At 67.7% G+C, this 23,344-nt stretch carries 21 protein-coding genes; 10 read left to right on the top strand and 11 right to left on the bottom strand.

Annotation, left to right across the window (positions count from 1 at the left end):
* Positions 1-335: 335 nt before the first annotated feature.
* Together VPH47_RS19730 and VPH47_RS19725 are read left to right on the top strand one after the other, a co-directional pair.
* Complete coding sequence (locus VPH47_RS19730; RefSeq protein WP_094002342.1) at positions 336-1,229, top strand: histone; 894 nt, start codon at positions 336-338, stop codon at positions 1,227-1,229.
* 107 nt (positions 1,230-1,336) lie between these two features.
* Positions 1,337-2,023, top strand: coding sequence for a hypothetical protein (locus VPH47_RS19725; RefSeq protein WP_368851622.1), 687 nt, complete (start codon positions 1,337-1,339; stop codon positions 2,021-2,023).
* A gap of 15 nt (positions 2,024-2,038) precedes the next feature.
* On the opposite strand, the gene VPH47_RS19720 is transcribed toward VPH47_RS19725, so the two are convergent.
* Together VPH47_RS19720 and VPH47_RS19715 are read right to left on the bottom strand one after the other, a co-directional pair.
* The gene (locus VPH47_RS19720; RefSeq protein ID WP_049455507.1) at positions 2,039-2,398 is read right to left on the bottom strand and encodes a DUF1428 domain-containing protein; all 360 of its coding nucleotides are present in this window, start codon (positions 2,396-2,398) and stop codon (positions 2,039-2,041) included.
* 91 nt (positions 2,399-2,489) lie between these two features.
* Positions 2,490-4,892: a DPP IV N-terminal domain-containing protein gene (locus tag VPH47_RS19715; RefSeq protein WP_368851621.1), complete on the bottom strand. Its 2,403-nt coding sequence runs from the start codon at positions 4,890-4,892 to the stop codon at positions 2,490-2,492.
* Positions 4,893-5,102: 210 nt separating this feature from the next.
* On the opposite strand from VPH47_RS19715, the gene VPH47_RS19710 reads away from it, so the two are divergent.
* Both VPH47_RS19710 and VPH47_RS19705 read left to right on the top strand, forming a co-directional pair.
* Positions 5,103-5,675 (top strand): Ax21 family protein, encoded by a 573-nt coding sequence (locus VPH47_RS19710; RefSeq protein ID WP_032130335.1) that lies wholly within the window; start codon positions 5,103-5,105, stop codon positions 5,673-5,675.
* A 189-nt stretch (positions 5,676-5,864) separates the two neighbouring features.
* Positions 5,865-6,536 (top strand): response regulator transcription factor, encoded by a 672-nt coding sequence (locus VPH47_RS19705; RefSeq protein WP_049448702.1) that lies wholly within the window; start codon positions 5,865-5,867, stop codon positions 6,534-6,536.
* 12 nt (positions 6,537-6,548) lie between these two features.
* On the opposite strand, the gene VPH47_RS19700 is transcribed toward VPH47_RS19705, so the two are convergent.
* Positions 6,549-6,938, bottom strand: a complete 390-nt coding sequence (locus VPH47_RS19700) for a DUF6165 family protein (protein WP_368851620.1) — start codon at positions 6,936-6,938, stop codon at positions 6,549-6,551.
* Between the two features lie 179 nt (positions 6,939-7,117).
* Between VPH47_RS19700 and VPH47_RS19695 the strand changes: the two genes are divergently transcribed.
* The gene (locus tag VPH47_RS19695; protein ID WP_197612369.1) at positions 7,118-7,816 is read left to right on the top strand and encodes a TorF family putative porin; all 699 of its coding nucleotides are present in this window, start codon (positions 7,118-7,120) and stop codon (positions 7,814-7,816) included.
* Here the strand turns inward: VPH47_RS19695 and VPH47_RS19690 are convergent.
* The gene (locus tag VPH47_RS19690) at positions 7,813-8,961 is read right to left on the bottom strand and encodes an MFS transporter (protein WP_153856794.1); all 1,149 of its coding nucleotides are present in this window, start codon (positions 8,959-8,961) and stop codon (positions 7,813-7,815) included. The two genes, VPH47_RS19695 and VPH47_RS19690, sit on opposite strands and share 4 nt — an antisense overlap.
* 144 nt (positions 8,962-9,105) lie before the next feature.
* Here VPH47_RS19690 and VPH47_RS19685 point away from each other — a divergent pair, with 144 nt between their 5' ends.
* Positions 9,106-9,993, top strand: coding sequence for a LysR family transcriptional regulator (locus VPH47_RS19685; RefSeq protein ID WP_368851619.1), 888 nt, complete (start codon positions 9,106-9,108; stop codon positions 9,991-9,993).
* On the opposite strand, the gene VPH47_RS19680 is transcribed toward VPH47_RS19685, so the two are convergent.
* Positions 9,962-10,429 (bottom strand): DUF1456 family protein, encoded by a 468-nt coding sequence (locus VPH47_RS19680; protein WP_005411992.1) that lies wholly within the window; start codon positions 10,427-10,429, stop codon positions 9,962-9,964. The genes VPH47_RS19685 and VPH47_RS19680 overlap by 32 nt on opposite strands.
* Before the next feature lie 116 nt (positions 10,430-10,545).
* Here VPH47_RS19680 and VPH47_RS19675 point away from each other — a divergent pair, with 116 nt between their 5' ends.
* Positions 10,546-11,298, top strand: coding sequence for an SDR family NAD(P)-dependent oxidoreductase (locus tag VPH47_RS19675; RefSeq protein ID WP_110710800.1), 753 nt, complete (start codon positions 10,546-10,548; stop codon positions 11,296-11,298).
* Between the two features lie 157 nt (positions 11,299-11,455).
* Here the strand turns inward: VPH47_RS19675 and VPH47_RS19670 are convergent, their stop codons facing one another.
* The 4 genes from VPH47_RS19670 to VPH47_RS19655 form a co-directional block, all read right to left on the bottom strand.
* Positions 11,456-12,346, bottom strand: a complete 891-nt coding sequence (locus VPH47_RS19670; RefSeq protein WP_368851618.1) for an SPOR domain-containing protein — start codon at positions 12,344-12,346, stop codon at positions 11,456-11,458.
* Between the two features lie 21 nt (positions 12,347-12,367).
* Positions 12,368-14,056, bottom strand: coding sequence for an arginine--tRNA ligase (gene argS / locus VPH47_RS19665; RefSeq protein ID WP_110710802.1), 1,689 nt, complete (start codon positions 14,054-14,056; stop codon positions 12,368-12,370).
* A 114-nt stretch (positions 14,057-14,170) separates the two neighbouring features.
* Positions 14,171-14,875 carry a DNA repair protein RadC gene (gene radC / locus VPH47_RS19660; RefSeq protein WP_110710803.1) on the bottom strand — a complete coding sequence of 235 codons (705 nt, stop codon included), beginning with the start codon at positions 14,873-14,875 and terminating at the stop codon, positions 14,171-14,173.
* 70 nt (positions 14,876-14,945) lie between these two features.
* A complete protein-coding gene (locus VPH47_RS19655) occupies positions 14,946-15,572 on the bottom strand; it encodes a response regulator transcription factor (protein ID WP_110710804.1) in 627 nt (208 codons plus the stop codon).
* A gap of 228 nt (positions 15,573-15,800) precedes the next feature.
* Here VPH47_RS19655 and coaBC point away from each other — a divergent pair, with 228 nt between their 5' ends.
* From coaBC to VPH47_RS19640, 3 genes are read left to right on the top strand one after another with little or no spacing between them, the layout of a single operon-like run.
* Positions 15,801-17,063 (top strand): bifunctional phosphopantothenoylcysteine decarboxylase/phosphopantothenate--cysteine ligase CoaBC, encoded by a 1,263-nt coding sequence (gene coaBC / locus VPH47_RS19650; RefSeq protein WP_164162253.1) that lies wholly within the window; start codon positions 15,801-15,803, stop codon positions 17,061-17,063.
* A complete protein-coding gene (gene dut, locus VPH47_RS19645; RefSeq protein ID WP_110710806.1) occupies positions 17,060-17,533 on the top strand; it encodes a dUTP diphosphatase in 474 nt (157 codons plus the stop codon). Before coaBC ends, dut begins: the two co-directional genes overlap by 4 nt.
* A 12-nt stretch (positions 17,534-17,545) precedes the next feature.
* Complete coding sequence (locus tag VPH47_RS19640) at positions 17,546-19,888, top strand: phosphomannomutase/phosphoglucomutase (protein ID WP_368851617.1); 2,343 nt, start codon at positions 17,546-17,548, stop codon at positions 19,886-19,888.
* 95 nt (positions 19,889-19,983) lie between these two features.
* Here VPH47_RS19640 and VPH47_RS19635 read toward each other — a convergent pair whose 3' ends face one another.
* Together VPH47_RS19635 and VPH47_RS19630 are read right to left on the bottom strand one after the other, a co-directional pair.
* Positions 19,984-20,697 carry a response regulator transcription factor gene (locus tag VPH47_RS19635; protein WP_004153862.1) on the bottom strand — a complete coding sequence of 238 codons (714 nt, stop codon included), beginning with the start codon at positions 20,695-20,697 and terminating at the stop codon, positions 19,984-19,986.
* On the bottom strand, positions 20,678-23,338 hold the full coding sequence (locus VPH47_RS19630; protein WP_368851616.1) for an ATP-binding protein: 2,661 nt from the start codon (positions 23,336-23,338) through the stop codon (positions 20,678-20,680). The genes VPH47_RS19635 and VPH47_RS19630 overlap by 20 nt, the downstream gene beginning before the upstream one ends.
* Positions 23,339-23,344: the final 6 nt, after the last annotated feature.

Genomic DNA, 23,344 nt, shown 5'->3' with positions numbered 1-23,344 from the left:
CGTGCGCCACGCACCGTGGATACGCGCCCGGGCGTGGCGCGATACAGGCCGATACTTGCGCAGTTCTGCGCATCCCGGTGCCGCGATGCGCCATATCGCACGCCTTCGGCTGCAATTGAGCAGGCGCATGCGACGAACGCTTCCGCCTGCCGTGACCTTGCGGCGCAGCACTGAAAAGAAGGGGTTTCGTGCACGACGGCAGCGTTGATGAGGGTGGTGGGCTACACCATTGCCGTCGCATCAGATGCGATTGCGGGCGCATGCCCCGTTCCACGATCGTCAATGTCGGTATAGCATCGCCCCGTTTTGATACTTAAGGCCCCCAGGAGGGCAACATGAGCAACGGTAATGGTGTGTCGGTCGTGACCGACGCCGTCGAGAACGTGAAAGAAACCGCCACCAACGTCGGCGAGACCATCGCCCACGCCGCCGAAGACGCCGTGAAGTCGGTCAAGAAGACCGTCAAGCGCGCCACCAAGGCTGCCGGTACCCGCGTTGCCAAGGCCAAGAAGGCTGTGGCCAAGGTCGAGAAGACCGTTGCCAAGAAGGCCGAGAAGGCTGCCAAGTCGGTTGGCAAGACCGTTGCCAACGCCAAGAAGAAGCTGGAAGCCGCCAAGAAGAACGCCAAGGCCGAAGCCGCTGCCCTGAAGAAGGAAGTGGCCAAGAAGAAGGCGGCTGCAGGCAAGGCCGTGACCAAGAAGGCCGCTGCTGCCAAGAAGACCACCAAGGCCGCCACCAAGGCTGCCGGCAAGAAGGTCGCTACCGTGAAGAAGGCTGCCACCAAGAAGGCCGCCGTCGCCAAGAAGACCGTTGCCAAGAAGACCGCGGCCGCCAAGAAGGTTGTCGGCAAGAAGGTCGCTACCGCCAAGAAGGCCGTGGCCAAGAAGACCGTCGCCGCCAAGAAGGTCGCTGGCAAGAAGGCCGTGGCTGCCAAGAAGGTTGTCGGCAAGAAGGTTGCCGCTACCAAGAAGGTCGCCACCAAGAAGACCGCGGCCGCCAAGAAGGTTGTCGGCAAGAAGGCTGCTGTCGCCAAGAAGGCCGTCGGCAAGAAGACCGCTGCTGCCAAGAAGGTTGTCGGCAAGAAGACCGCCGTTGCCAAGAAGGCGGTGGGCAAGAAGGTTGCCGCCACCCGCAAGACGGTCGCCAAGAAGGCTGCGCCGCTGAAGAAGGTCGCCGCCAAGAAGGCTCCGGCCAAGAAGGCCGTGCGCAAGGTCGCCAAGCGCAAGTAATCGCGCCGTGACCGAAGGCCCTGCCACCCAACGGGTGGTGGGGCCTTTCGCGTTTCTGGGACACCCCATGGGGCAAGATGCAGGTTCTTCCCGCCGGAGCCCCGGGCATGCGTGGTATCGACTTCAGTTCCTGGCAGGGCGTGCTGTCCACGTTGGCTGGTCTGGTCCTGATCACCCTGCTGGGCGTGGGCATCCGCCTGCTGGTGATGCAGACCCTGCAGCAGCGCCGCGAGCGCGAGAACCGGCAGATCAATGAGCGGCTGCGCACGCTGATGGCGGCCTACAAGACCCTGGGCGGTTCCTTCACTGGCGAACTGGGCGTGGATCCCAGCCATCGCCGCGACCTGCGCCAGCGCGAAGATGTCGAAGGCATCGCCGAACCCCGCTCGGATCGCGCGCGCCGCATCCGCGATGCCGTCGAGGCCGCGTTGTCGGACATCCTGTTGCTGGGCACCGACGAACAGGTGCGGTTGGCCGCGGGCGCGGCCAACGAACTGGCACAGGGGCGGCCGGTGCACACCCACGAACTGGTGGTCTCGCTGCGCGACTTCGTACGCGAAGCGCTGGATCTGGCCCCCATCCCGGCCGACCTGAAGATTCCATCGCAGGGACCAACCCGACCCGCCGCCAGTGGTGGCGGCAAGGGCCGCAACGACGGCGATGCCAAGGGCGGTCGTGCGGGTGGTGGTGGAGGTGGCGGAATGGGGGCCGGCATGGGCGGTGTGGGCCTCGGCGCCGGCGCCGCTCTGGGCGCCGGCCATGCGTCTGTCAGCGATGACACGGACGCGCGCTGAGCACGTCCGCCGGATTCAGCGCGTCAGCTCGTAGAGCGGTACGAACCCACCGTAGATCATCCGCGCGCCGTCGAACGGCATCGGATTCTTCGCCGGATCAAACCGCGGGTCTTCCATCATCTTCTTCATGCCGGCGTCGCGGGTCGGCTTGTCCGGCCATTCGATCCAGGAAAACACCACCGTCTCATCCGGCGTGGCTTTCACCGCGCCGAAGAAGTCGGTGGTCTTGCCGTGCGGTACGTCGTCACCCCAGCATTCGACCACACGCAGCGCGCCGTACTCGATGAAAACGGGATCGCCTGTGCGTGCATGGGCGAGGAACTTCTCCTTGTTGGCGGTGGGCACCGCCAGGACGAAACCATCGATGTAGCTCATTGCCTGCCTCCGGATGGACCGTGCCACATGCACGGCCTTCAAGTACCCGACGAACCAGGGCGCCGTGGATCGACATCCTGTGTGCGCCCGTTCAGCCCGGACCACCGGGCAGCGGCGCCAGCACCGTCTCCGGTGGCTGCTGGCCGGCCAGGTGGCGCACGAAGTAGTCCCACATGCGGTGCGTGTAGGTGGCGTCGTTGCGGAACAGTTCGTGGTCCTGCCGGGCCAGGTACAGCAGGTCGTAGCTGCGCTGGGCCTTGTTCAGGGCGGCGGCCAGCTGCAGGGTCAGCGCCGGCGGCGCGTTCTCGTCCAGTTCGCCATAGACCAGCATCAGATGCCCACGCAGGTTGCCGGCCAACGCTGCATTGTCGAGTCCGGCAAAGGGCGCCGGCACGCCATCGGCCAGGGGTGTTGGCGGCAGCACGCCACCGAACAGCCGGTCCATGCCGTGCAATGCACCGCCGTACATGCCCTGGAAATTGTGGCTGCCGGCCGAGGCCACGCCCACCTTGTAGAACGCCGGATAGCGCAGCAGGGCGCGCGCTGCACTGTAACCACCGAACGAATGCCCGTAGATACCGACCCGCTGCAGGTCGATGCCCCGGTAGCGTTCGCCCAGCTGGCGCAGCGCAGCCACATGGTCATCCAGCTGGACATCTGCCCCGTGCAGGAAGCTGCTGTCATGGAACGCCTTGTCGCGGCCACCGGTGCCGCGCGCGTCGATGCTGACCACCACGAAGCCCAGTTCGGCCAGGCTGGCGCGTGACACCGGATTCAAGGCGGACACCGCCTCGGCGTAGGTCACCGGCGCATTGCTGACGAAGGAGCCACCGTACATCGCGTCGATCACCGGAAAGCGGCCGTCGTCGCGATAGTCGCGGGGCAGGTAGACGGTGGCGAAGATCGGCGTTCGCCCATCGGCGGCCAGCAGCCGTTCGCGCCGTGGTGGGCGCCAGCCGGCAGCAATGATTGCGCCGTCATCCGCTGTTTCCAGCACCATCACTTCACGGCCGTCATCGCTGGCCCGCAGCACGGTGCGTGGTGGCTGGTCGAGACGGGAAACGGTATCCACCAGATAGCCACCGCCAGGCGACAGCGCCTGGGGGGCGCGCCCGCCGAACAACGCACCGGTGCCGGCATCGGCCAGATGGTCGTTGCCATCGGCGGCCAGGCGCTGGACCGGTCCACCCTGCAGCGATACACGGTACAGGCCGCGTACGTAGGGGTCGCCACCGTCGACGCCGCCGGCGCTGAAGTACGCCCAGCCACCCGCAGCGTCCACGCCCAGCAGGTCGCGCACCGCCCATTGGCCGCGGGTGAGCTGGCGCAGCACCTTGCCGTCGGACAGGCGGACCCGGTACAGATGGCCCCAGCCATCGCGCTGCGAGAACCACACAGCCGTGTCCTGGCCGGGCAGGATGGCCACCGCTGGCCGGTTGTAGGAATACACGTTGAGCTGCAGGCGGGTGTCGCTGGCTTCTTCAAGAACGGTGCGCACTGCACCGCTGTTGGCATCGATCTCCAGCAGGCGCAGCCTGCGCGGTGCGCCGAAGTGCGCGATCACGGCATACAACCGGTTGCCGTCCCAGCCGAGTACGCCGGCTTCGCTGAGGGTGTTCCAGCCTTCTGGCAGGGGAATGTCACGCTGCTGGCCGTTGCGGGTGTCGACCACATACACGCTGTCGCGCACCTGCTGGGTGTCACCCAGCACCCCCAGCTTCACCGTATGCACGCGCGGCCGCGCGCTGTTGGCCGGGCTGCTTTCCAGATAGGGGTAGTCCTGCAGCGCGCGTTCGTCGTAGCGGATGCCGGCCACGTAGCGACCGTCCGGTGACCAGCCGACCGCGAACGGCCGCGTCGTCATCCGGCCCTGACGGCGTGGAATGCCGCGCAGGGTGAAGTCCGGCAGCACGCCATAGCCATGATTGGGTTCACCGCCGCTGGTCAGCGCTCGTGCTGCCGTTCCGGGCGAGTGCAGCCACAGGTTGTGATCGCGTACCTGCAGCCAGGCATCACCGCCGGGCGATGGCAGTGCATCGGCCGCTGGCACTGCATCCTGCGAACGCACGCACTGCACGTTGGGCCATTGGCAGTTGATCGCCGCCTCGCCGTTGAACTGCAGGCGCAGGCCTTCATCCAGTACCTGCACGCTGTTCAAGCGCAGGCGTGGTCCGCTGGCACCGAGAGAGGCAACCGCAGCGTCCAGCGCAGTGGGTTCGAACAGGACCTGGCGTGTGGCCTGGACTGGATCGACCAGTACCGCCTGGCGCCGGCCCTGCGCGTCTTCACGTTCGTACCAGAAGCGGCCGTCGGCCAGCCAGTTGGGCAGGATCGAGGCATTGCGCAGCGCACCGCGCAGATGACTGTCATGCACGCGTTCGGCGCGTTGGTAGTCAGCCGCCTGCAACGCGTGCGCAGGGGGCATCGGGAACAGGGCCGCGCAGGCCAGGAGGGCGGCGCGAACAGGCATCAGCAGCGGATCGGAAACGTGCAAGGCAACCTCCTGTTGCAATCGACGACGAATCACAAATGCACGCGCGCCGCGCGCGTATGCCAGACGCAGCCTGAATCAAGCCAAAAAATTCAGCAATGCGAAGACCGCTGTTTTCAGGGAGCGTTGTGGCGAATAACGGAGAATTTACATTCCCGATGCGATGGCGCCCTGGCGCTGCTGCACACCATAAGAAAGTAAAGGTGTACCCCCATGAAGAATTCGCTGATTGCTCTGGCCCTGGCCGCTGCCCTGCCGTTCACCGCCTCGGCTGCTGAGAACCTGTCGTACAACTACGCCGAAGCTGACTACGCCAAGACCGACATCGACGCGTTCAAGGCCGACGGCTGGGGCGTGAAGGGTTCCTACGGCTTCCTGCCGAACTTCCACGCCTTCGGTGAGTACAGCCGCCAGGAAATCGACCACACCAACATCAAGCTGGACCAGTGGAAGATCGGCGCTGGCTACAACGTCGAAATCGCTCCGACCACCGACTTCGTTGCCCGCGTTGCCTACCAGAAGCGCGATCAGAAGCACGGCCTGGACTTCAACGGCTACAGCGCTGAAGCCGGTATCCGCACCGCTTTCGGTGCCCACGCCGAAGTCTACGGCATGGTCGGCTACGAAGACTTCTCGAAGAAGCACGGCATCAATCCGGAAGGCCAGTGGTACGGTCGCCTGGGCGGTCAGGTCAAGCTGAACCAGAACTGGGGCCTGAATGGCGAGCTGAAGATGAACCGCGACGGCGACAAGGAATACACCGTCGGCCCGCGCTTCAGCTGGTAATTGCTTCCTCGGCGCGCCTGCGCGCTGAAGATGCCTCGACAGGCCCGGCTTCTGCCGGGCCTGTTGCGTTGTGGGGAAACGAAACCGCGCCTGACCACACGCCCCGGTCGTGCTCTGTTGCAATAAATTGGATTCCGCTGACCGCAGCACCGACCTACGGTGGGTACTTCGTATTGCCGGATCTGTGTGATGCCGCCTGCCGTTCCCGCTCTGTGTCTCGACCGGCCCTGCCGCCTGGCCATGCTGGCGCCGCATCCAGTACTTCGGCTGGGGGTGGAAGTCGTACTGCGCCGGCACGCTGGCGTGCAGGTCTGTGCCAGCTTCACCTGTGAGCGCGAACTGTTCGACCTGCTGCAGCGCCAGCCCGGCGACATCGACCTGTTGCTGGTCGATCTGCTGGCACCGCATGGGCCCGGGGAAGGATTGTCCCTGCTTCGCCTGCTGTCACGGCGCTGGCCGCTGCTGCCGGTGCTGGTGCTGTCCGCACACTGCAATGCCAGCACGGTGACCCTGGCGATGCAGGCCGGCGCGCGCGGCTTCCTGTCCAAGGAGACTTCGCCGGACATGCTGCGACGCGCGGTCGATGTGTTGGTCCGTGGCGGACGCTTCGTACCGCCGGAACTGCGCACGCCGTTGAGTCGATCACGGATGCGGCGGACACCGGAGCCGCTGCTCGCAGCATTGAGCCGACGTGAGCGCGAAGTGCTCCGGCTGGTCCTGCAGGGCTGCAGCACCGGCGAGGTCGCACGGCGTTTCGGCCGTACGGCCAGCACGGTCAGTACGCAGAAGCGGACCGCCTATCGCAAGCTCGGCATCCGCAGTGACGGCGAACTGTTCCGCATCCGGCATCTGCTCGAATGAGGGTGAGCCGGCTTATTCGCCCTGGTACTGCTTTTCTTCCACCAGCGCCGAACCGGCCACGCGGTTGATCTCGTTCTTCACCTGCACGCGCTCGCCATTGGTGCCATAGACACCACGCGCCAGCTGGATGAACGCATCGTCGAACACCTGGGCTGCTTCCTTGTCGCGCAGCTGGTCCTGGATATCCCACATGCGCTCGTTGATCGCCTTCAGCTGCTGCTTCAGCACGGCCAGTGCCGGCTGTGCCTGCAGCTGCTGCTGCAGCATGGGCAGCAGGCCGTCCAGTTCGGTGCGGACGTTGGCCAGCTTGGCCACATCGTCGATGCGCTCGGCCTTGATCTCGAGAATGGTGATCTTGTCGATCAGCTCGCCGATCGATACCGGGGTCAGGATGGCGTCCACGCGGTTGGTTCCTGGAAACAAGGCGCCATGATACCGCGCCGCTGGCACGCGGCCCCCGGTCCACGGGATTTACGCCGAATTTGCGCCATGGGCCCGGCAGCACCCTCGATCCGTTACGGCCACCGCCTCGACACTGCGTTCCCGGCGGCGTGACCGCCTTCGACGAGGAACACAGTGCAGTGAACAGCAAGGGGATGATGGCGGCGATGGTGGCCGCCCTGGCAGGGCTGCTCGGCATCGGCAGCGCCCAGGCACAGGTGCAGGTCAGCGGCAGTGCCGCACTGACCAGCGACTACGTGTGGCGTGGCAGCTCGCAGAGCGATGGCGACCCGGCGGTGCAGGCGGGCGCGAAGATCTCGGTTGCATCGGGCTGGTATGCCAGCGTGTGGGGCTCCAACGTTTCGTTCAAACCGGACAATGGCGCGCGCAGCGAGTTCGACCTGGTGGCAGGCTGGTCCGGCGCGCTGGCACCGGACTGGACACTGGATGCCAACCTGACCCGCTATGTGTATCCAGGTACTGGCCGCGCGCTGGACTGGACCGAACTCAATACCACCGTGACCTGGAAGCAGCGCGCCTGGTTGCAGATCGCGCATTCCAACGACGCGTTGGCCGGTGGCCATCGCGGCACCTATGCCCAGCTGGGGGTGCGGGTGCCGCTGCACGAGCGGTTCCGCCTGGAAGCGGCGGTAGGCCAGTACTGGCTGGCCACCGCACAGGGGCCTGATTACCTGCATGGCCAGCTCAGTGCCATCGCCTCGCTGACCCCGGCATGGGAGCTGCGGGCCACCGTGCATGACACCGACAACGCAGCGAAGCGGCTGTTCCCGGGCAATGCCGGTGGGCGGTGGGAGCTGGCGCTGCAGGGCAGCTTCTAGTCAGTCACCGAAGCCTGGCGTGCGCGCAGCGCGCCGGGCATCCACAGCAGCAGGGCCAGCACGGCCACTGCAGCACCGGCCACGCAGACCCCGGTCCAGCCGAAGCGCTGGTAGACCTGCGCCGACAGCAGCGAGCCCAGCGAACCGCCGATGAAGTAGCCGGTCATGTAGCCGGCGTTGAGCCGGTTGCGCGCCGCCGGTTGCAGTGCGTAGATCAGGTTCTGGTTGCTGACATGCAGCAGCTGCGCGGCCAGGTCCAGCACCACCACACCGGCCAGCAGTGCCAGCAGCGAGTGTGCCGACAGTCCCAGCGGCAGCCATGACAGCAGCAACAGCACCAGCGCGATGGCGGTGGCGCGTCCGGTCTGGCCGCGGTCGGACATGCGCCCGGCCAGGCCCGCAGCCAGCGTGCCGGCGGCACCGACCAGCCCGAACAGGCCGATGGTGGCGTCGCTGTAGGCGTAAGGTGGCTGCGCCAGCAGGAACGCGAGCGGGGTCCAGAAGATCGCGAACATGGCGAAGCTGCAGGCGCCCAGCAGGGTGCGCTGGCGCAGCACCGGCTCCTGCACGAACAGCACGCCGATCGAGCGCAGCAATGCGAAATAGCCGAGGCCGGCGCTGTGGTGGAATCGCGGCAGGCCGCGCTGCAGCGCCAGCGCGGTCAGCACCAGGGTGCCGGCGGCGATGGCATACACCAGGCGCCAGTCGCCCAGGCTGGAAAGCAGTCCGGCCACGGTGCGCGCCAGCAGGATGCCCAGCAGCAAGCCACTCATCAATGTGCCGACCACGCGGCCACGATGTTCCGGTGCGGCCAGCGTGGCCGCGAACGGCACCAGTACCTGTGCCACCACCGAGAACAGGCCGGTGATCGCGGTACCCACCAGCAGCCAGGCCAGCGACGGCGCACAGGCACTGATCACCAGCCCGCCGGCGGACAGCAGGCTCATCACCACGATCAGGCGGCGGCGTTCGAACAGGTCACCCAGCGGCACCAGCAGGATCAGTCCGGCGGCATAGCTCAGCTGTGCGGCGGTGACCACCATGCCGACCTGGCCGAACGGCACACCGAAGGCATCGGCGATGGTGTGCAGCAGCGGCTGCGCATAGTAGTTGCTGGCCACGGCCACGCCGGTAGCCACCGACATCAGCAGCACCTGCCAGCGGTGCAGAGGGGGAAGGGACGGACTCACGCGGTGTTCCAGGAAGCGGGGGAGCACAGTGTCCGCCTGCTGCAGTCATGATGGAAATGAATCATCATCATCCCTGTCATCTGGAAATGAGATGGTTGCGTGAATCTCAAGCAGCTCGAGTTCGCCGTCGCCCTGGCCGAGGAGGGCAACTTCACCCGCGCCGCTGAGCGCTGCCACGTGGTGCAGTCCGCGCTCAGTCACCAGATCGCCCATCTTGAGCAGGAACTGGGCACAACGCTGTTCGAGCGCCTGCCGCGCCAGGTGCGGGCCACCGCCGCCGGCGAGGCGCTGCTGGTGCATGCACGCCAGGTGCTGGCCAGCCTGCGCCACCTGCGCGCCGACGTGGCCGCCGTCACTGGCGAGGTGCGTGGCCTGCTCGCGATCGGGCAGATCTCCTCGCTGACCGACATCGATGTGGTGGCGATGCTGGCGGCCTTCCAGCAGGCGCACCCGCAGGTGGAGTTCCAGCTGCGGGTCGACAAGAGCGAGGACCTAATCGCGCAGGTGCAGTCGCGAGAGCTGGACGTGGCACTGGTCGGATTGGCGCCGTCGGCGGGGTTGGACGGGGTCTGCCACCAGATGCTGCAGGAAGAAGACCTGGTGGCGGTGCTGGCGCCGTCGCACCGCTTGGCCCGCCACAAGCGGCTGCCATTGACCGAACTGCAGGACGAGGCGCTGGTCGACTTTCCGCGCGGCACCGGTGCACGCCGCCAGACCGACGATGCCTTCGCCGGCGCTGGCCTGCCGCATACGGTGCGCTTCGAGGTCAATCTGATGGAACTGATCGAGCGCTTCGTCCGCCATGGGTTGGCGGTTGGCATCGTGCCAGCGTTGATCGCCGACGGGTTCCAGGGGGTGGTACAGATTCCGCTGCAGCCGACCCCGACCCGCCGCGTGCACCTGGTCTGGCAGCGACTGCCAACACCGGCGGCGCGGGCGTTTGTCGAAGCTGTGCTCAGCCGCGCAGGCGCAGGCTCAGGCCCTTGAGGAAATTGCGCAGCATCTGGTCCAGGCAGCGCCGGTAATTGGTGTGCCCGGGCTGGCGGAACAATGCGCCCACTTCCGACTTGGAGACGTTGAAGCCGGCGCTGGCGAAGATCTCCATCAGATCGACGTCGCGCAGCTGGAAGGCGACGCGCAGCTTCTTCAGCACCAGGTTGTTGTCGATGCGGGTTTCCACCGCACGCTGAGGCTGGCTCTCATCGCGACCGCGCAGGTGCACGATCAGGCCGTCGAGGAAGTGCGCCAGCGCGCTGTCGCTCATCGCTTCGAAACCGGCTTCGTCCTCGCGGCGCAGCCAGGCTTTCACCTGTTCCGGATCCACGGCGAAGGCGGGGTCGGCCATCTGGCACAGAGTCACCACGTGGTGGTCGCCCAGGTCCAGGGAGTAGCGCACGCTGCGCAGGACATCGTTGTTGATCATGGCCCCAATTGTACCGGTCACCCCGACAGGCGGGGCCGGATCTGGCCGATCAGGCAACGCAACCCCCGGCCGACGGTGCCAGAATGGGGGTCTGGTTTTTCCCCTGGAGTTGCCTGATGACCCGCACTGTCCTGATTACCGGCGCCACGTCCGGCTTCGGCGCCGCCGCCGTCCACCGCTTCGCCCAGGCGGGCTGGAAGGTGATCGCCACCGGCCGCCGCGGCGAACGCCTGCAGCCGCTGGTCGAGCGCTACGGCAAGGACGTGGTGCATGCCGCCGCCTTCGACATCCGCGATCCGGTGGCGATGGAAGCGGCGCTGCTGGCACTGCCGCCGGCCTTTGGCGAGATCGATCTGCTGGTCAACAACGCCGGCCTGGCGCAGGGCACTGCGCCGGCACAGAGCGCCAAGTTGTCGGACTGGACCACGATGATCGACACCAACATCACCGCGCTGGTGACCCTGACCCACCGCCTGCTGCCGCAACTGGTGGAGCGCAAGGGCGCAATCATCAACATTTCGTCGGTGGCCGGTGTCTACCCGTATCCGGGCGGCAATGCCTACGGTGGCACCAAGGCTTTCGTCAGCCAGTTCTCGCTCGGCCTGCGTTCGGACCTGCACGGCACCGGCGTGCGCGTGACCACGATCGAGCCGGGCATGGCCGAAACCGAGTTCACCGTGGTGCGTACCCATGGCGACCAGGCAGCGTCGGACAAGCTCTACACCGGCGCCAACCCGATGACCGCCGAAGACATCGCCGAACAGATTTTCTGGGTGGCCACGCTGCCGCCGCACCTGAACATCAATCGCCTGGAACTGATGCCGGTCAGCCAGTCCTTCGCCGGTTTCCAGGTCGCCCGCGAAGGCTGACCGCCGTCTGTAGAGTCGAGCTTGCTCGACTGCTCTTCGCCCTTTGTAGCGTCGAGCCATGCTCGACTGTTGCTCTACTCCCAGTCGAGCATGGCTCGACGCTACAGAAACAAAAAAAGCCGGGCAGTGCCCGGCTTTTTCATTCACTTCGGCAGGCTCACTGCGCCTTGATCGCCATCGCCTGCAGGCCGGTGCCATCCAGCTTCTGCTTGGCTTCGGACAGTTCGCCGGCGCTGCCGTACGGCCCCATGCGCACGCGGTACACGGTCTTGCCGTTGATCTGCGCCGATTCCACGCGTGCCGCCAGGCCCATCATGGCCAGCTTGGCCTTGGTGGCTTCGGCGTCGCCGGAGGCACCGAACGCACCCGCCTGCAGGATGTAGCGGGCGTTGTCGGCAGCAGCCGGTGTCGCAGCGGCCGGGGGAGTGGCCGCGGTCGGCGCGGTTTCCGCACGCGCTGCCGGAGTGGCGGCGGCGGTGCTGGTCGACGCCGGCGGCGTCGCCGCAGCCGGTCGTTCGCTCAGCGGTGCCGGCAGCGGACGACTGGTGGCGGTCACCGGTGCGGTGCTGGCCACGCTGGCCGTGGCCGTCGGTGCTGGCGCGGTAGCCGCTGGCGGCGGAACCGGCTTGCCTTCCAGTGCCGCCTGCGCGCGCTGCGCTTCGACCTTGGCCCGGCGCTGGTCCTCGGCACGCGCGCTGGCGGCCAGTTCGGCGTCGGACATTTCAACTTCCTTGCCCGGCAGCAGGGTATAGAAGTCGTACTGGGTGGCGGCCGGCTTTTCCGGTTCGGCCGGCTTCGGCGTGGTCGGCTGCGCGGCCGGCTGGGTGCCGACATCGCTGTCGGCATCAGCAACCGGGGCCGGCTGCGCATTCGGGTTCGGCTGCGGACCGGCGCGCAGGAAGCCATCGCCTTCGCCCTTGAACAGGTTCGGCGCCGCCAGGAACACCACGGCCGCGATCGCTACACCGGCCACCAGCCACACCCATCCGGGTGTGCCCTGGCTGCCGCTGTTGCGTCGTGCCTGGCTTTTGCCGCGTCGTGCTGCCATGAGTACTGCGTCTCCTGATGCTTACATTTTTTCCGGGGCGCTGACGCCCAGGAGGTCGAGGCCATTGGCCAGCACCTGGCGTGCCGCGCAGGCCAGGGTCAGCTTGGCATTGCGGTCGGCGGTGTCTTCCACCAGCACCGGCGTCCCGTGATACCACGTGTGGAACGCGTGCGCCAATTCACGCAGGTACTGCGCCACCAGATGCGGCTCCAGCGCCACGCCGGCTGCTTCCACCACTTCCGGATACCGCGAGATCTCGTTCATCAGCAGCAGCGAGGCGTCGTCGGCCAGGCGGCCGAGGTTGGCCAGGCCGTTGCCCTGTTCGTACACCAGGCCCTTCTCCTGTGCCTGGCGCAGCAGGCTGCAGACGCGGGCGTGCGCATACTGCACGTAGAACACCGGGTTGTCGTTGCTCTGCTGGCGGGCCAGGTCGATGTCGAAGGTCAGCTGCGAATCGGGCTTGCGCGCGATCAGGAACCAGCGGGTCGCATCGCGGCCGGCTTCCTCGATCAGGTCGCGCAGGGTGAAGTAGCTGCCGGCACGCTTGGACAGCTTCACTTCCTCGCCGCCGCGCATGACGGTGACCATCTGGTGCAGCACGTATTCCGGCCAGCCCTGCGGGATGCCCACTTCCATGGCCTGCAGGCCGGCACGCACGCGCGCCAGCGAGCCGTGATGGTCGGCACCCAGCTCGGTGATCGCACGCTCGTAGCCGCGCTGCCACTTGGACAGGTGGTAGGCCACGTCCGGTACGAAGTAGGTGAAGGTGCCGTCGGACTTGCGCATCACGCGGTCCTTGTCGTCACCGAAGTCGGTGCTGCGCAGCCACAGCGCGCCGCCTTCCTCATAGGTGTGGCCCGAGGCCTGCAGCTTGGCCACGGCTTCGGCAACCTTGCCGTCGGCGTACAGCGAGCTTTCCAGGAAATAGATGTCGAAGTCGACGCCGAACGCGGCCAGGTCCAGATTCTGCTCGTTGCGCAGGTAGGCCACGGCGAAGCGGCGGATCGCCTGCATGTCGTCCGGGTCCTTGGCACCGACCACGGTGCTGCCTTCCAGATCGACACTGGCGCCGGCCATGTAGGCGCGGGCGACGTCGGCGATGTATTCACCGCGGTAGCCACCCTCCGGCCAGCCATCCTGGTCCGGCGCGATACCCTTGATCCGTGCCTGGGTGGACAGCGCCAGGTTCTCGATCTGCACGCCGGCGTCGTTGTAGTAGAACTCGCGCTTGGCGTTCCAGCCGTTCGCATCGAGCACGCGTGCCACGCAGTCGCCGATCGCCGCCGCGCGGCCATGGCCGACATGCAGCGGGCCGGTCGGGTTGGCCGACACGTACTCCACACCCACCGTGCGGCCATTGCCGGACAGGTTGCGGCCGTAGTCGTGGGCTTCCTTGATGACCGAGGCGGTTTCGCGCTGGTACGCGGCCGGGGCCAGGTGGAAGTTGATGAAGCCGGGGCCGGCGATCTCGACCTTGCTCACGTCCTCGCTGCGCGGCAGCGCCTCGACCAGCGCCTGTGCCAGTGCGCGCGGATTGCTGCGCGCGGCCTTGGCCAGCAGCATCGCGGCATTGGTGGCGAAGTCGCCGTGGTCACGGGTCTTCGGGCGCTCGACCACGAAGTCCGGCGGCAGGGAGTCGGCGGGCAGGGTGCCATTGGCGCGCAAGGCTTCGATGCCTTGGCTGATCAGGGCGCGGAGGAGATTTTTCACGAGGCCTGCTGTGAGAATGAGCGGCGGAATCGCCCATTTTAGCGCAGATACCAGCGGCCACGCTGACCGAAACCTGCCTGTGGGGGCGACCGATGGCGCCTGGAGGGCGGGCGCTCAGCCGAACAGGCGGGGCTGGGGCGGCGACAGCAGGCCTCGTTCAGCAAACGAAACGGGGCGGCCCTCACCGACCACGAAGTGGTCCAGCAGGCGGACATCCACCAGCGCCAGCGCCTGCTGCAGTTCGTCGGTGATGCGGGTATCGGCACCGGAGGGTTCCGGGTCGCCGGAGGGGTGGTTGTGGCTGAGGATCACCGCCGCCGCGTTGTGCAGCAGGGCGCGCCGCACCACCTCGCGGGGGTAGACCGGGGCGGCGTTGATGGTGCCGTGGAACAGTTCCTCGCAGGCGATCAGGCGGTGGCGGTTGTCCAGGAACAGCGCCATGAAGATTTCCCGCGCCTGCCCGCGCAGGCGGTGCTGCAGGTAGCGGCCGACCGCGGCCGGGTTGTTGCCGACCGCTTCGCCGTGCTCCAGCTCTGCCGCCAGGTAGCGGTGGGCCAGTTCCAGCCCGGCGGCCAGCGTACAGCTGCGCGCCGGGCCGAGCCCGGGCAGACGGGCCAGGTCGCCTGCGGAGCGGTCCAGCAGCACCCGCAACGGGCCATGCGCCTGCAGCAGGTCGCGCGCGGTCTGCACGGCATCGCGGCCACCGAATCCGGAGCCGAGGAACAACGCCAGCAGTTCGGCGTCGGAAAGTGCGGTGGGCCCACGTGCGATGAGCTTCTCGCGGGGGCGTTCCTGTTCGGGCCAGTCATGGATGGGCATGCCTGCATCATCGCCAGCCCGCGTGGCGGCTCCCATCGGTGCACACCGCAGCACCGGGTCGGGCGATGCCTCACCCGCGCCGGGTCTGCAGATAGTCGAACAGTTCCTGGTTGTTCTGCAGGCCCAGCTTGCGCTTGGCTTCGGCCTTCTGCCGGCTGATCGTCTTGGGGCTGCGCCCGCAGCGTTCGGCGACGGCATTCACGCTGAGCCCGGCCGCCAGCAGATCCAGCACTTCCTGTTCCCGCGCCGACAGCGGCGCCGGTTCGCGCGGGAACAGCAGGTCGCGGGCCTGCAGGTGGTGGCGCAGTTGTTGGGAAACGAACACCTGGCCGGCCAGTGCCGCGCTCAGCGCCTGCGGCAGCTCGGTGAAATCGGCGCATTTGTCGACCAGGCCGCTGATGCCCTCGCGCAGCAGGCCGTCAAGCAGTCCAGGATGACGAGCTCCGGTGAGCACCACCACCGGCAGCCCGGGATGGCGCTCGCGCAGTGCATCGATCAGTTCCGGGCCATCCGGGCCGTCGCCCGGCATCGACAGATCGGTCAGCACCGCATCGCAGTCATGCCGATCCAGCAGCTGCAGCAGCTCCGCGCCGTCACTGGCGCTGCCGACGATCTCCATCAGGTGGGTCTGCAGCACGATGCGGATGCCGTGCAGAACCACCGGATGGTCGTCGGCAATGATGATGCGCGGGTGCACGCGGCTCCTCGGGGATCGGACGGACCGCAGCACACAGCGGCCAACGCCTGATTCTGCAAAAGGGCAGGGCCGCAGAGGTATAGGAAAGGTCCGAAACCGATGCCCGGCAAACCCCGGGTCAAGCGCAGCGCGCTCCATCTGCTGATAGCTGTCCGCTATGTGCACCGTGCACCGGGACATTACCGACCATCGGGTAAGCTAACGCCCTCGTTTGCACAGGAATTCCAGGTGGCTGACTCCCCCAACGCTTCCCCCGCGCCGGCCCGCGCGCTGGAAGGTCAGAAACTGCTGTTGTGCGTCGGAGGCGGGATCGCGGCCTACAAGGCCCTGGAGCTGGTGCGGCGCCTTCGCGACGCCGGTGCCCAGGTGCAGGTGGCGATGACCGCCGGTGCCCAGCAGTTCGTCACTCCGCTCAGCTTCCAGGCCCTGTCCGGGCAGCCCACCCGCACCACGCTGTGGGACAGCGCCGCCGAACAGGCCATGGGCCACATCGAGCTGGCGCGCTGGGCCGACCGCATCGTGGTTGCCCCCGGTACCGCCGATCTGCTGGCGCGGCTGGCCCAGGGCCACGCCGATGACCTGGTCAGCACGCTGTGCCTGGCCAGTACCGCGCCGCTGACCCTCTGCCCGGCGATGAACCACCGCATGTGGCTGCATCCGGCCACCCAGGCCAACATCGCCCTGCTGCGCCAGCGCGGCGCACAGGTGATCGGCCCGGTCGACGGCCCGCTGGCCGAAGGTGAATCCGGTCCCGGCCGGCTGGCCGAACCGGCCGACATCGTTGCCGCGCTGGCCGCCAACGGCGGTGCCGCCGCTGCGGTTGCCGCACCGGAAACCCGCGCGCTGCAGGGCCTGCGCCTGCTGATCAGTGCCGGCCCGACCTATGAAGACATTGATCCGGTGCGCTATGTCGGCAATCGCAGCAGCGGCAAGATGGGCTTTGCCCTGGCCGCTGCCGCCGCCGCGATGGGTGCTCAGGTGGTGCTGGTCAGCGGCCCGGTACAGCTGCCGACGCCGCCCGGCGTGCAGCGCGTCGACGTGCGCTCGGCCGCGCAGATGCGCGATGCCGTGCTGAAGTCGCTGCCGGCCGACATCTATATTGGTGCCGCAGCGGTGTCCGACTACACGCCGCGCCAGGTGGCCCAGCAGAAGCTGAAGAAGACCGCCGACAGCCAGTCGCTGGTGATCGAGCTGGTGCGCACGCCGGACATCCTTGCCGAAGTCGCCGCGCAGACGCAGTCGCTGAAGCTGGTGGTCGGCTTCGCCGCCGAGACCCACGACGTGGAGAAATACGCGCGTGGCAAGCTGGTCGACAAGCGCCTCGACCTGGTGATCGCCAACCAGGTCGGCATCAGCGGTGGCGGTTTCGAGAGCGACAACAATGCCGCCACGGCCTTCTGGCAGGACGGTGAACAGGTATTCCCGGCCACCTCCAAGCGTGAGCTGGCCGAACAACTGCTGGCGCTGATCGCGCGGAGACTACAGGCATGACCCAGGCTTTCACTTCCCAACCGCTGCAGGTCAAGCTGCTCGACCCGCGTTTCGGCGACAGCTGGCCACTGCCGGCCTACGCAACCGAGGCCAGCGCCGGCATGGACCTGCGCGCGGCGCTGGATACCGCGCTGACGCTGCAGCCGGGCGACACCGCGCTGGTGCCCAGCGGCCTGGCCATCCACATCGCCGATCCGCACCTGTGCGCGGTGATCCTGCCGCGCTCGGGGCTGGGCCATCGCCACGGCATCGTGCTCGGCAACGGCACCGGCCTGATCGATGCCGATTACCAGGGCCCGCTGCTGATCAGCGTCTGGAACCGTGGCCGTGAGGCCTTCACCATCGAGCCGGGCGATCGCATCGCGCAGCTGGTGGTCGTGCCGATTGCCCGCGTCAACCTGCAGGTGGTGGATACTTTCACCGACAGCGTGCGGGGAACGGGTGGATTCGGCCATACCGGGGTGCGTTGACGGGGGACATCGATGAGCGGCATCGGGGAAGGACAGCGGGGACGGTCGTTGGGTCGCAGTGCACCACTACTGGGAGTGCTGCTGATCCTGCTGGCCGGCTGGTTCGGATGGAGCGCGGTGCAGCAATGGCGCCAGGAGGCCAACGGCCAGGCGCTGGAAGAAGCACGTGACCAGGCCGTGCAGGGCCTGCAGGACGCGGCCGCCGGCCAGCTGAAGCAGCTGCAGCAGCAGCTGAAGAACGAACGCGTGCAGCAGGCGTTGCAGGCCGGTGATGCCGCGGCAGCGGCGCTGGCCGTGCGCGAGAGCTGGACCGGCGTGGAGCAGGCTGACGTGCTGACTGCCGATCTGGCCAACGCCTACGCCGACCCGGCCGCTTTTGGCTATGCCCGATTGGCGCTGCTGGAAGCGGCATTGGCCGAAGGCAAGCCCAGCCTGCGCGTGGTCCGCGATGGCGGTGGCAATCGCTTGGGCCTGGCAGCGCCGGTTCAACTGGGCAGCCTCGGCCCGGCGGTGCTGTATGTGCGCCAGCCGTTGCTGCGGCTGACCTCACCGCTGGATCAGGTCAGCGCGCCGTCCACGGGTTTCCTCGGATTGCGCCAGGGCGCGCACGACCTCGTCGCCCAAGGCGATTCCGGCCTGGCGGAAAGCGCCGAGGCACTGGCACGGCCGGTCGCCGGTACACCGCTGCGGCTGGTCGCCGCGGTGCCCAATGTTGAAGCCGGCCCGCTGGGCCTGGGCGCGCTGGCCAGCGCCATCGTCGCGCTGCTGCTGGCGTTCATCGCCGTGCTGCTGGTGGTCGGTCGTGGCCGACTGCCGAAGACCCTGCCACTGCCGCGCCGTGCCGCTGCAGCGGAGGCCGACCATGGCCCGACCCTGAGCGAGAGCCTGCAGTTGGCGCCGCCCCCGCTGGCCGCCGCCAGCGAGGAAAGCACGCCACCGCCGCCGCCGCCGGTGCCGGCCGAGGAACTGGCCGCCGGCATTTTCCGCGCTTACGACATCCGCGGCGTGGTCGGCAGCGAACTGACGCCGAAGACCGCTGCATTGATCGGTCAGGCCATCGGCACCGTGGCCCTGGAACAGGGCCTGCGCGAGGTGGTGGTCGGCCGTGATGGCCGCCTGTCCGGGCCGGAGCTGGCCGCAGGCCTGGCCGAGGGCCTGCGTCGGGCCGGTTGTGCGGTGATCGACATCGGCCTGGCACCGACGCCGCTGGTGTACTACGCCGCCTTCCACCTGCGTACCGGCACCTGCGTGGCAGTCACTGGCAGCCACAACCCGCCCGAGTACAACGGTTTCAAGGTGGTCATCGGCGGCGAGACGCTGTCCGGCGATGCCATCACCGATCTCTACCAGCGCATCATTGAAGGCCGGTTGGTGCAGGCCGCCGAACCGGGCGATTACCAGCAGCGCGATGTCAGCGCCGACTACATCCAACGCATTGCCGACGACGTGCAGCTGGATCGCCCGTTGAAGGTCGTGGCCGATGCCGGCAACGGCGTGGCCGGCGCGCTCGCGCCGCAGCTGCTGGAAGCGATCGGTGCGGAAGTCATCCCGCTGTACTGCGATGTCGACGGCAGCTTCCCCAACCATCATCCCGACCCCAGCGAGCCGGCAAACCTGGAAGACCTGGTGCAGACGGTGAAGCGCTTCGGTGCCGATCTCGGCGTCGCCTTCGATGGCGACGGTGACCGCCTGGGCGTGGTCACCGGCGAAGGAAAGATCATCTATGCCGACCGCCTGCTGATGCTGTTCGCCGCCGACGTGCTGATGCGCAACCCCGGCGCGATGGTGATCTACGACGTGAAGTGCACAGGCAAGTTGTCCGACCACGTGCTGCGCAATGGCGGCAGTCCGCTGATGTGGAAGACCGGGCATTCGCTGATGAAGGCGAAGATGCGCGAGACCGATGCTGAGTTGGCCGGCGAGATGAGCGGCCACTTCTTCTTCAAGGAACGCTGGTTCGGTTTCGACGACGGCCTGTATGCCGCTGCGCGCCTGCTGGAGATCCTGGCCCAGCGCGAGGAAACGCCGGATGAGGTGTTGGCCGAGCTGCCGGAGATGGTGGCCACGCCGGAACTGAAGGTGCCGGTGGCCGAAGGCACGCCGCATGCGCTGGTGGCGATGCTGGTGGCGGCGGCGCAGTCGCCGGACAACCCGTATGTGGGCGGTCGCCTGTCGACCATCGACGGCCTGCGCGTGGACTTCCCCGATGGCTGGGGCCTGGTGCGCGCTTCCAATACCACGCCGGTGCTGGTGCTGCGTTTCGAGGGCAATGACGAGGCGGCGCTGGAACGTATCCAGGCGCTGTTCCGCAGCCAGCTGCAGCCGGTGCTGGGCGACACCCCGCTGGGGTTCTGATTGATCGGGATTGGATCGATCGGGTAGTGCCGGCCGCTGGCCGGCAACCACAGGATGGTTCTGGGGTTCAGGAGGTTGCCGGCCAGCGGCCGGCACTACCCCTTGAACCGCAAACCCACGCCCGGTTCGGTGAACAGGTAGCGCGAATCCAGCGCTGAATCGCCCAGCTTGTGCCGCAGCTTGCCGACCAGGATGCGCAGGTAGTGGGTGTCGTGCTGGTGGGTCGGTCCCCAGATCTCCTGCAGGATCTGCGGCTGGGTCACCACCCGCCCGGCGTTGCGCAGCAGCAGCGACAACAGCGCGTACTCCTTGCGGGTCAATGCGACGGGCTCGCCGTCGAGCGCCACTTCACGGCGCACCAGGTCCACATGCAGGTGGCCGTCGTCGAACACCGGCGGCGTGCCGTCGCTGGGCACGCTGCGCGTGCGCAGCAGCGCCCGCACCCGCGCCATCAGCTCCTGCGTGCCGAACGGCTTGGTCACGTAGTCGTTGGCGCCGGTGTCCAGCGCCCGTACCTTCTCGGCTTCGCCGGCGCGCACGGTCAGCATGATCACCGGCACCTGGCTCCACTGCCGCAGCTGTTCCAGCACCTCGTGGCCTTCCATGTCCGGCAGGCCGATATCCAGGATCACCAGATCCATGTCCTCGCTGGCGGCCAGTTGCAGGCCTTCCTGACCGGTGGCGGCCTGCCGTACCTGGTAGCCCTGCGCGCGCAGGCTGATGTCCAGGAACCGGCGGATCTGGGTTTCATCATCGATCACCAGCACGCGCGCGGCCGGCACGCTGGCATCAATCGGGGTCGGGCTCATCGTGGGAGGCTGGCTTGAGCAGGGGCAGGGTGATGCGGATCAGGGTACCGCGACCGTCGCGCCCGGGCAGCGCCTGCACGCTGCCGCCGTGCGCGCCGATCATGCCCTGGCAGATGGTCAGGCCCAGGCCGGTGCCGTGGCGGCCACGGTCACCGCGCTCCACGCTGTAGAACATGTCGAAGATGCGCGCACGCTCGTCGTCGGGAATGCCGGGGCCGGCATCGATCACGTCGATGCGCAGCTGGCCGTCCAGCTCGCGCGCCTGGACCTGCACGGCGGCATCGGGCGGTGAGAACTTGGCCGCGTTTTCCATCACGTTGAACACCGCCTGTTCGACCAGCGCCGGGTGTACCCAGATCGGCGCCAGCGTGGCCGGAATGTCCAGCTCCAGCCGCACCCTGGGCTGGTAGCGCTGCAGGCGCCGTGCGGCCGAGCCGATCAGTTCGTCCACGCCGATCCAGTCGCGGTTGATCTTCAATCCCTCGTGGCCGAGGCGGGTCATGTCCAGCAGATTCTGGATGTAGCGGTCCAGCCGCTCGCCCTCGACCAGGATGGTGTCGAGCAGGGCGCGGCGATCGGCCGTATCCATTGCCGCACCGTAGCTGGCCAGGCTGTCGGCCGAGCCGATCATCGCCGCCAGTGGCGAGCGCAGGTCGTGCGACACCGAAGAGAGCAGCGCCGAGCGCAGTCGCTCGGTCTCGTTGCTGACGTGCGCCTGCTCCAGTTCGGCCACCAGCCGCGTGCGCAGCGCGGCCTGCGCGATGTCGTCGACCATTGCTTCGGCCAGCTGCCGTTGTTCGGGCAGCAGGCGCGCCTGTGCGCCGGGCAGGTACAGGCCGGCCACGCCGATCGCGCGGTCCTCGCCATCCAATAGCGGCAGGAACCACCACTGCGCACCGGCCAGGGTATCGGTGAAGCGTCCACTGGGCTGGCCATGGCGCAGCGCCCAATCGGCGGCGGCCAGGTCGGTGTCGCCGGGCTGGCTGCGGCCACCGGTTGCGGTGTCGGCGCCGATCCGCAGCCACGCCGGCACGTCCATCGCCTGTTCCAGCGCATGTCGACCCGCCTGTGCCACCTCGCCGTTGCCGGCGGCACTGGCCAGCTGCCGGCCCAGCTGCTGGCGCGCACGTGCATGGCGATTGGCCGCACGCAGCGCGATCACCTGCATGCGCAGGCGCGAGGCCAGGCGTCCGGCCACCAGTGCGGCGGCCAGGAACAGGAAGACGGTGATCACGCCCTGGCGTGCGCCGATGGCGAAGGTAAAGCGCGGTGCGATGAACAGGAAGTTGTAGGCGAGGAAACACAGGATCGCCGCCATCACCGCCACGCTGGCACGGGTGCGTGCAGCCACCAGCACCACCGCCACGATGAACACCATCGACAGGTCGGCCATGCCCACCCAGCGTTCGGCCAGCCAGGCAACCACGCACGCCAACGCCGTGGCGATCAGGGCCTGCACGGGTTCATGGCTGAAACCACGCACCGGTGCCATCAGCCCCTCGCGGCGCGAGCGTGCGCGTGCCTGCGGCGTGCTGATGATGGTGATCTCGTAGTGCGCGCCGCGCTGGATCAGCTGCTGGGTCAGGGTGCGGTTGAACATCCGCGCCAGCGGACGTTCTCGGGTCCGGCCGAGCACCAGGGTCGACACGCCGTTGTGCGCGGCATGGTCGAGCAGGGCATCGGCGATGCTCGATCCGTGCAGCAGTTCGGCGTCGCCGCCCAGGCGCCGTGCCAGTGCGAAGGCCGCATCGATTTCGCGCCGGGTCGCCTCGTCCTGGCGTCGGCCCTGCACGGTCACCACCGTCCACGGCGCATCGCGGCGTTCGGCGATGCGACGCGCCACCCGCACCAGGTATTCGCTCTGACCGCCGCCATCAATGGCCACCAGCACGCCGCGACGCAGCGGCAGGTTGCTCTCGCCGCGTGCGGCGCGTGCTTCACGCAGACTGCTGTCGACGCGGTCGGCGGCTTCCTGCATCGCCAGTTCACGCAGCGCGGTCAGGTTGGCCGGCGAGAAGAACGCCTGCAGCGCCTGCGCAGCCTGTTCGGGCACATAGACCTTGCCCTGCTGCAGGCGCGCGATCAGTTCGCGTGGCGGCAGGTCGACCAGCACGATGTCATGCAGGCGGTCGAGCACGCCGTCCGGCACGGTCTCGCTCACGCGTACGCCGGTGATCCGCATCACCACGTCGTTGAGGCTTTCCAGGTGCTGGATGTTGACCGTGGTCCAGACGTCGATGCCGGCGTCCAGCAGCTCCATCACGTCCTGCCAGCGCCGCTCATGGCGGCTGCCCGGCGCATTGCGATGGGCCAGTTCGTCCACCAGCACCAGCGCCGGATGCCGTGCCAGCACGGCATCCAGGTCCATCTCCTGCAGGGTATGGCCGTGGTAGGCCACTGCCTTCAGCGGCAACTGCGGCAGGCCCTCCAGCAGCGCCTGGGTATCGGCGCGGCCGTGGGTTTCCACCAGGCCCACCACCAGGTCGACACCGCGGCGCAGCTGTTCCTGTGCGCGGGTCAGCATGGTGTAGGTCTTGCCCACGCCCGGCGCCGCGCCGAGGAACACGGTCAGCTTGCCGCCGGCTTCGCGTTGCAGGCCTTCGACCAGGGCATCGGCCTGGCGGGTACGCGCATCAGTCATGGGTGC

Origin of the sequence: Stenotrophomonas sp. WED208 (assembly GCF_040984485.1) — a bacterium.
GTDB lineage: Bacteria > Pseudomonadota > Gammaproteobacteria > Xanthomonadales > Xanthomonadaceae > Stenotrophomonas > Stenotrophomonas riyadhensis.
Note: the sequence above shows the minus strand (reverse complement) of the source record. Positions and strands in the feature narration are given on the sequence as shown.

What these genes read in the sequence shown, in the direction of transcription:
- VPH47_RS19730 (WP_094002342.1), top strand. Translation starts at nt 336, where the DNA reads ATGAGCAACGGTAATGGTGTGTCGGTCGTGACCGACGCCGTCGAGAAC.
- VPH47_RS19725 (WP_368851622.1), top strand. Translation starts at nt 1,337, where the DNA reads ATGCGTGGTATCGACTTCAGTTCCTGGCAGGGCGTGCTGTCCACGTTG.
- VPH47_RS19720 (WP_049455507.1), bottom strand. Translation starts at nt 2,398, where the DNA reads ATGAGCTACATCGATGGTTTCGTCCTGGCGGTGCCCACCGCCAACAAG.
- VPH47_RS19710 (WP_032130335.1), top strand. Translation starts at nt 5,103, where the DNA reads ATGAAGAATTCGCTGATTGCTCTGGCCCTGGCCGCTGCCCTGCCGTTC.
- VPH47_RS19705 (WP_049448702.1), top strand. Translation starts at nt 5,865, where the DNA reads ATGCCGCCTGCCGTTCCCGCTCTGTGTCTCGACCGGCCCTGCCGCCTG.
- VPH47_RS19690 (WP_153856794.1), bottom strand. Translation starts at nt 8,961, where the DNA reads ATGTCGGTGGCTACCGGCGTGGCCGTGGCCAGCAACTACTATGCGCAG.
- VPH47_RS19680 (WP_005411992.1), bottom strand. Translation starts at nt 10,429, where the DNA reads ATGATCAACAACGATGTCCTGCGCAGCGTGCGCTACTCCCTGGACCTG.
- VPH47_RS19675 (WP_110710800.1), top strand. Translation starts at nt 10,546, where the DNA reads ATGACCCGCACTGTCCTGATTACCGGCGCCACGTCCGGCTTCGGCGCC.
- VPH47_RS19670 (WP_368851618.1), bottom strand. Translation starts at nt 12,346, where the DNA reads ATGGCAGCACGACGCGGCAAAAGCCAGGCACGACGCAACAGCGGCAGC.
- radC (WP_110710803.1), bottom strand. Translation starts at nt 14,875, where the DNA reads ATGCCCATCCATGACTGGCCCGAACAGGAACGCCCCCGCGAGAAGCTC.
- dut (WP_110710806.1), top strand. Translation starts at nt 17,060, where the DNA reads ATGACCCAGGCTTTCACTTCCCAACCGCTGCAGGTCAAGCTGCTCGAC.
- VPH47_RS19640 (WP_368851617.1), top strand. Translation starts at nt 17,546, where the DNA reads ATGAGCGGCATCGGGGAAGGACAGCGGGGACGGTCGTTGGGTCGCAGT.
- VPH47_RS19635 (WP_004153862.1), bottom strand. Translation starts at nt 20,697, where the DNA reads ATGAGCCCGACCCCGATTGATGCCAGCGTGCCGGCCGCGCGCGTGCTG.
- VPH47_RS19630 (WP_368851616.1), bottom strand. Translation starts at nt 23,338, where the DNA reads ATGACTGATGCGCGTACCCGCCAGGCCGATGCCCTGGTCGAAGGCCTG.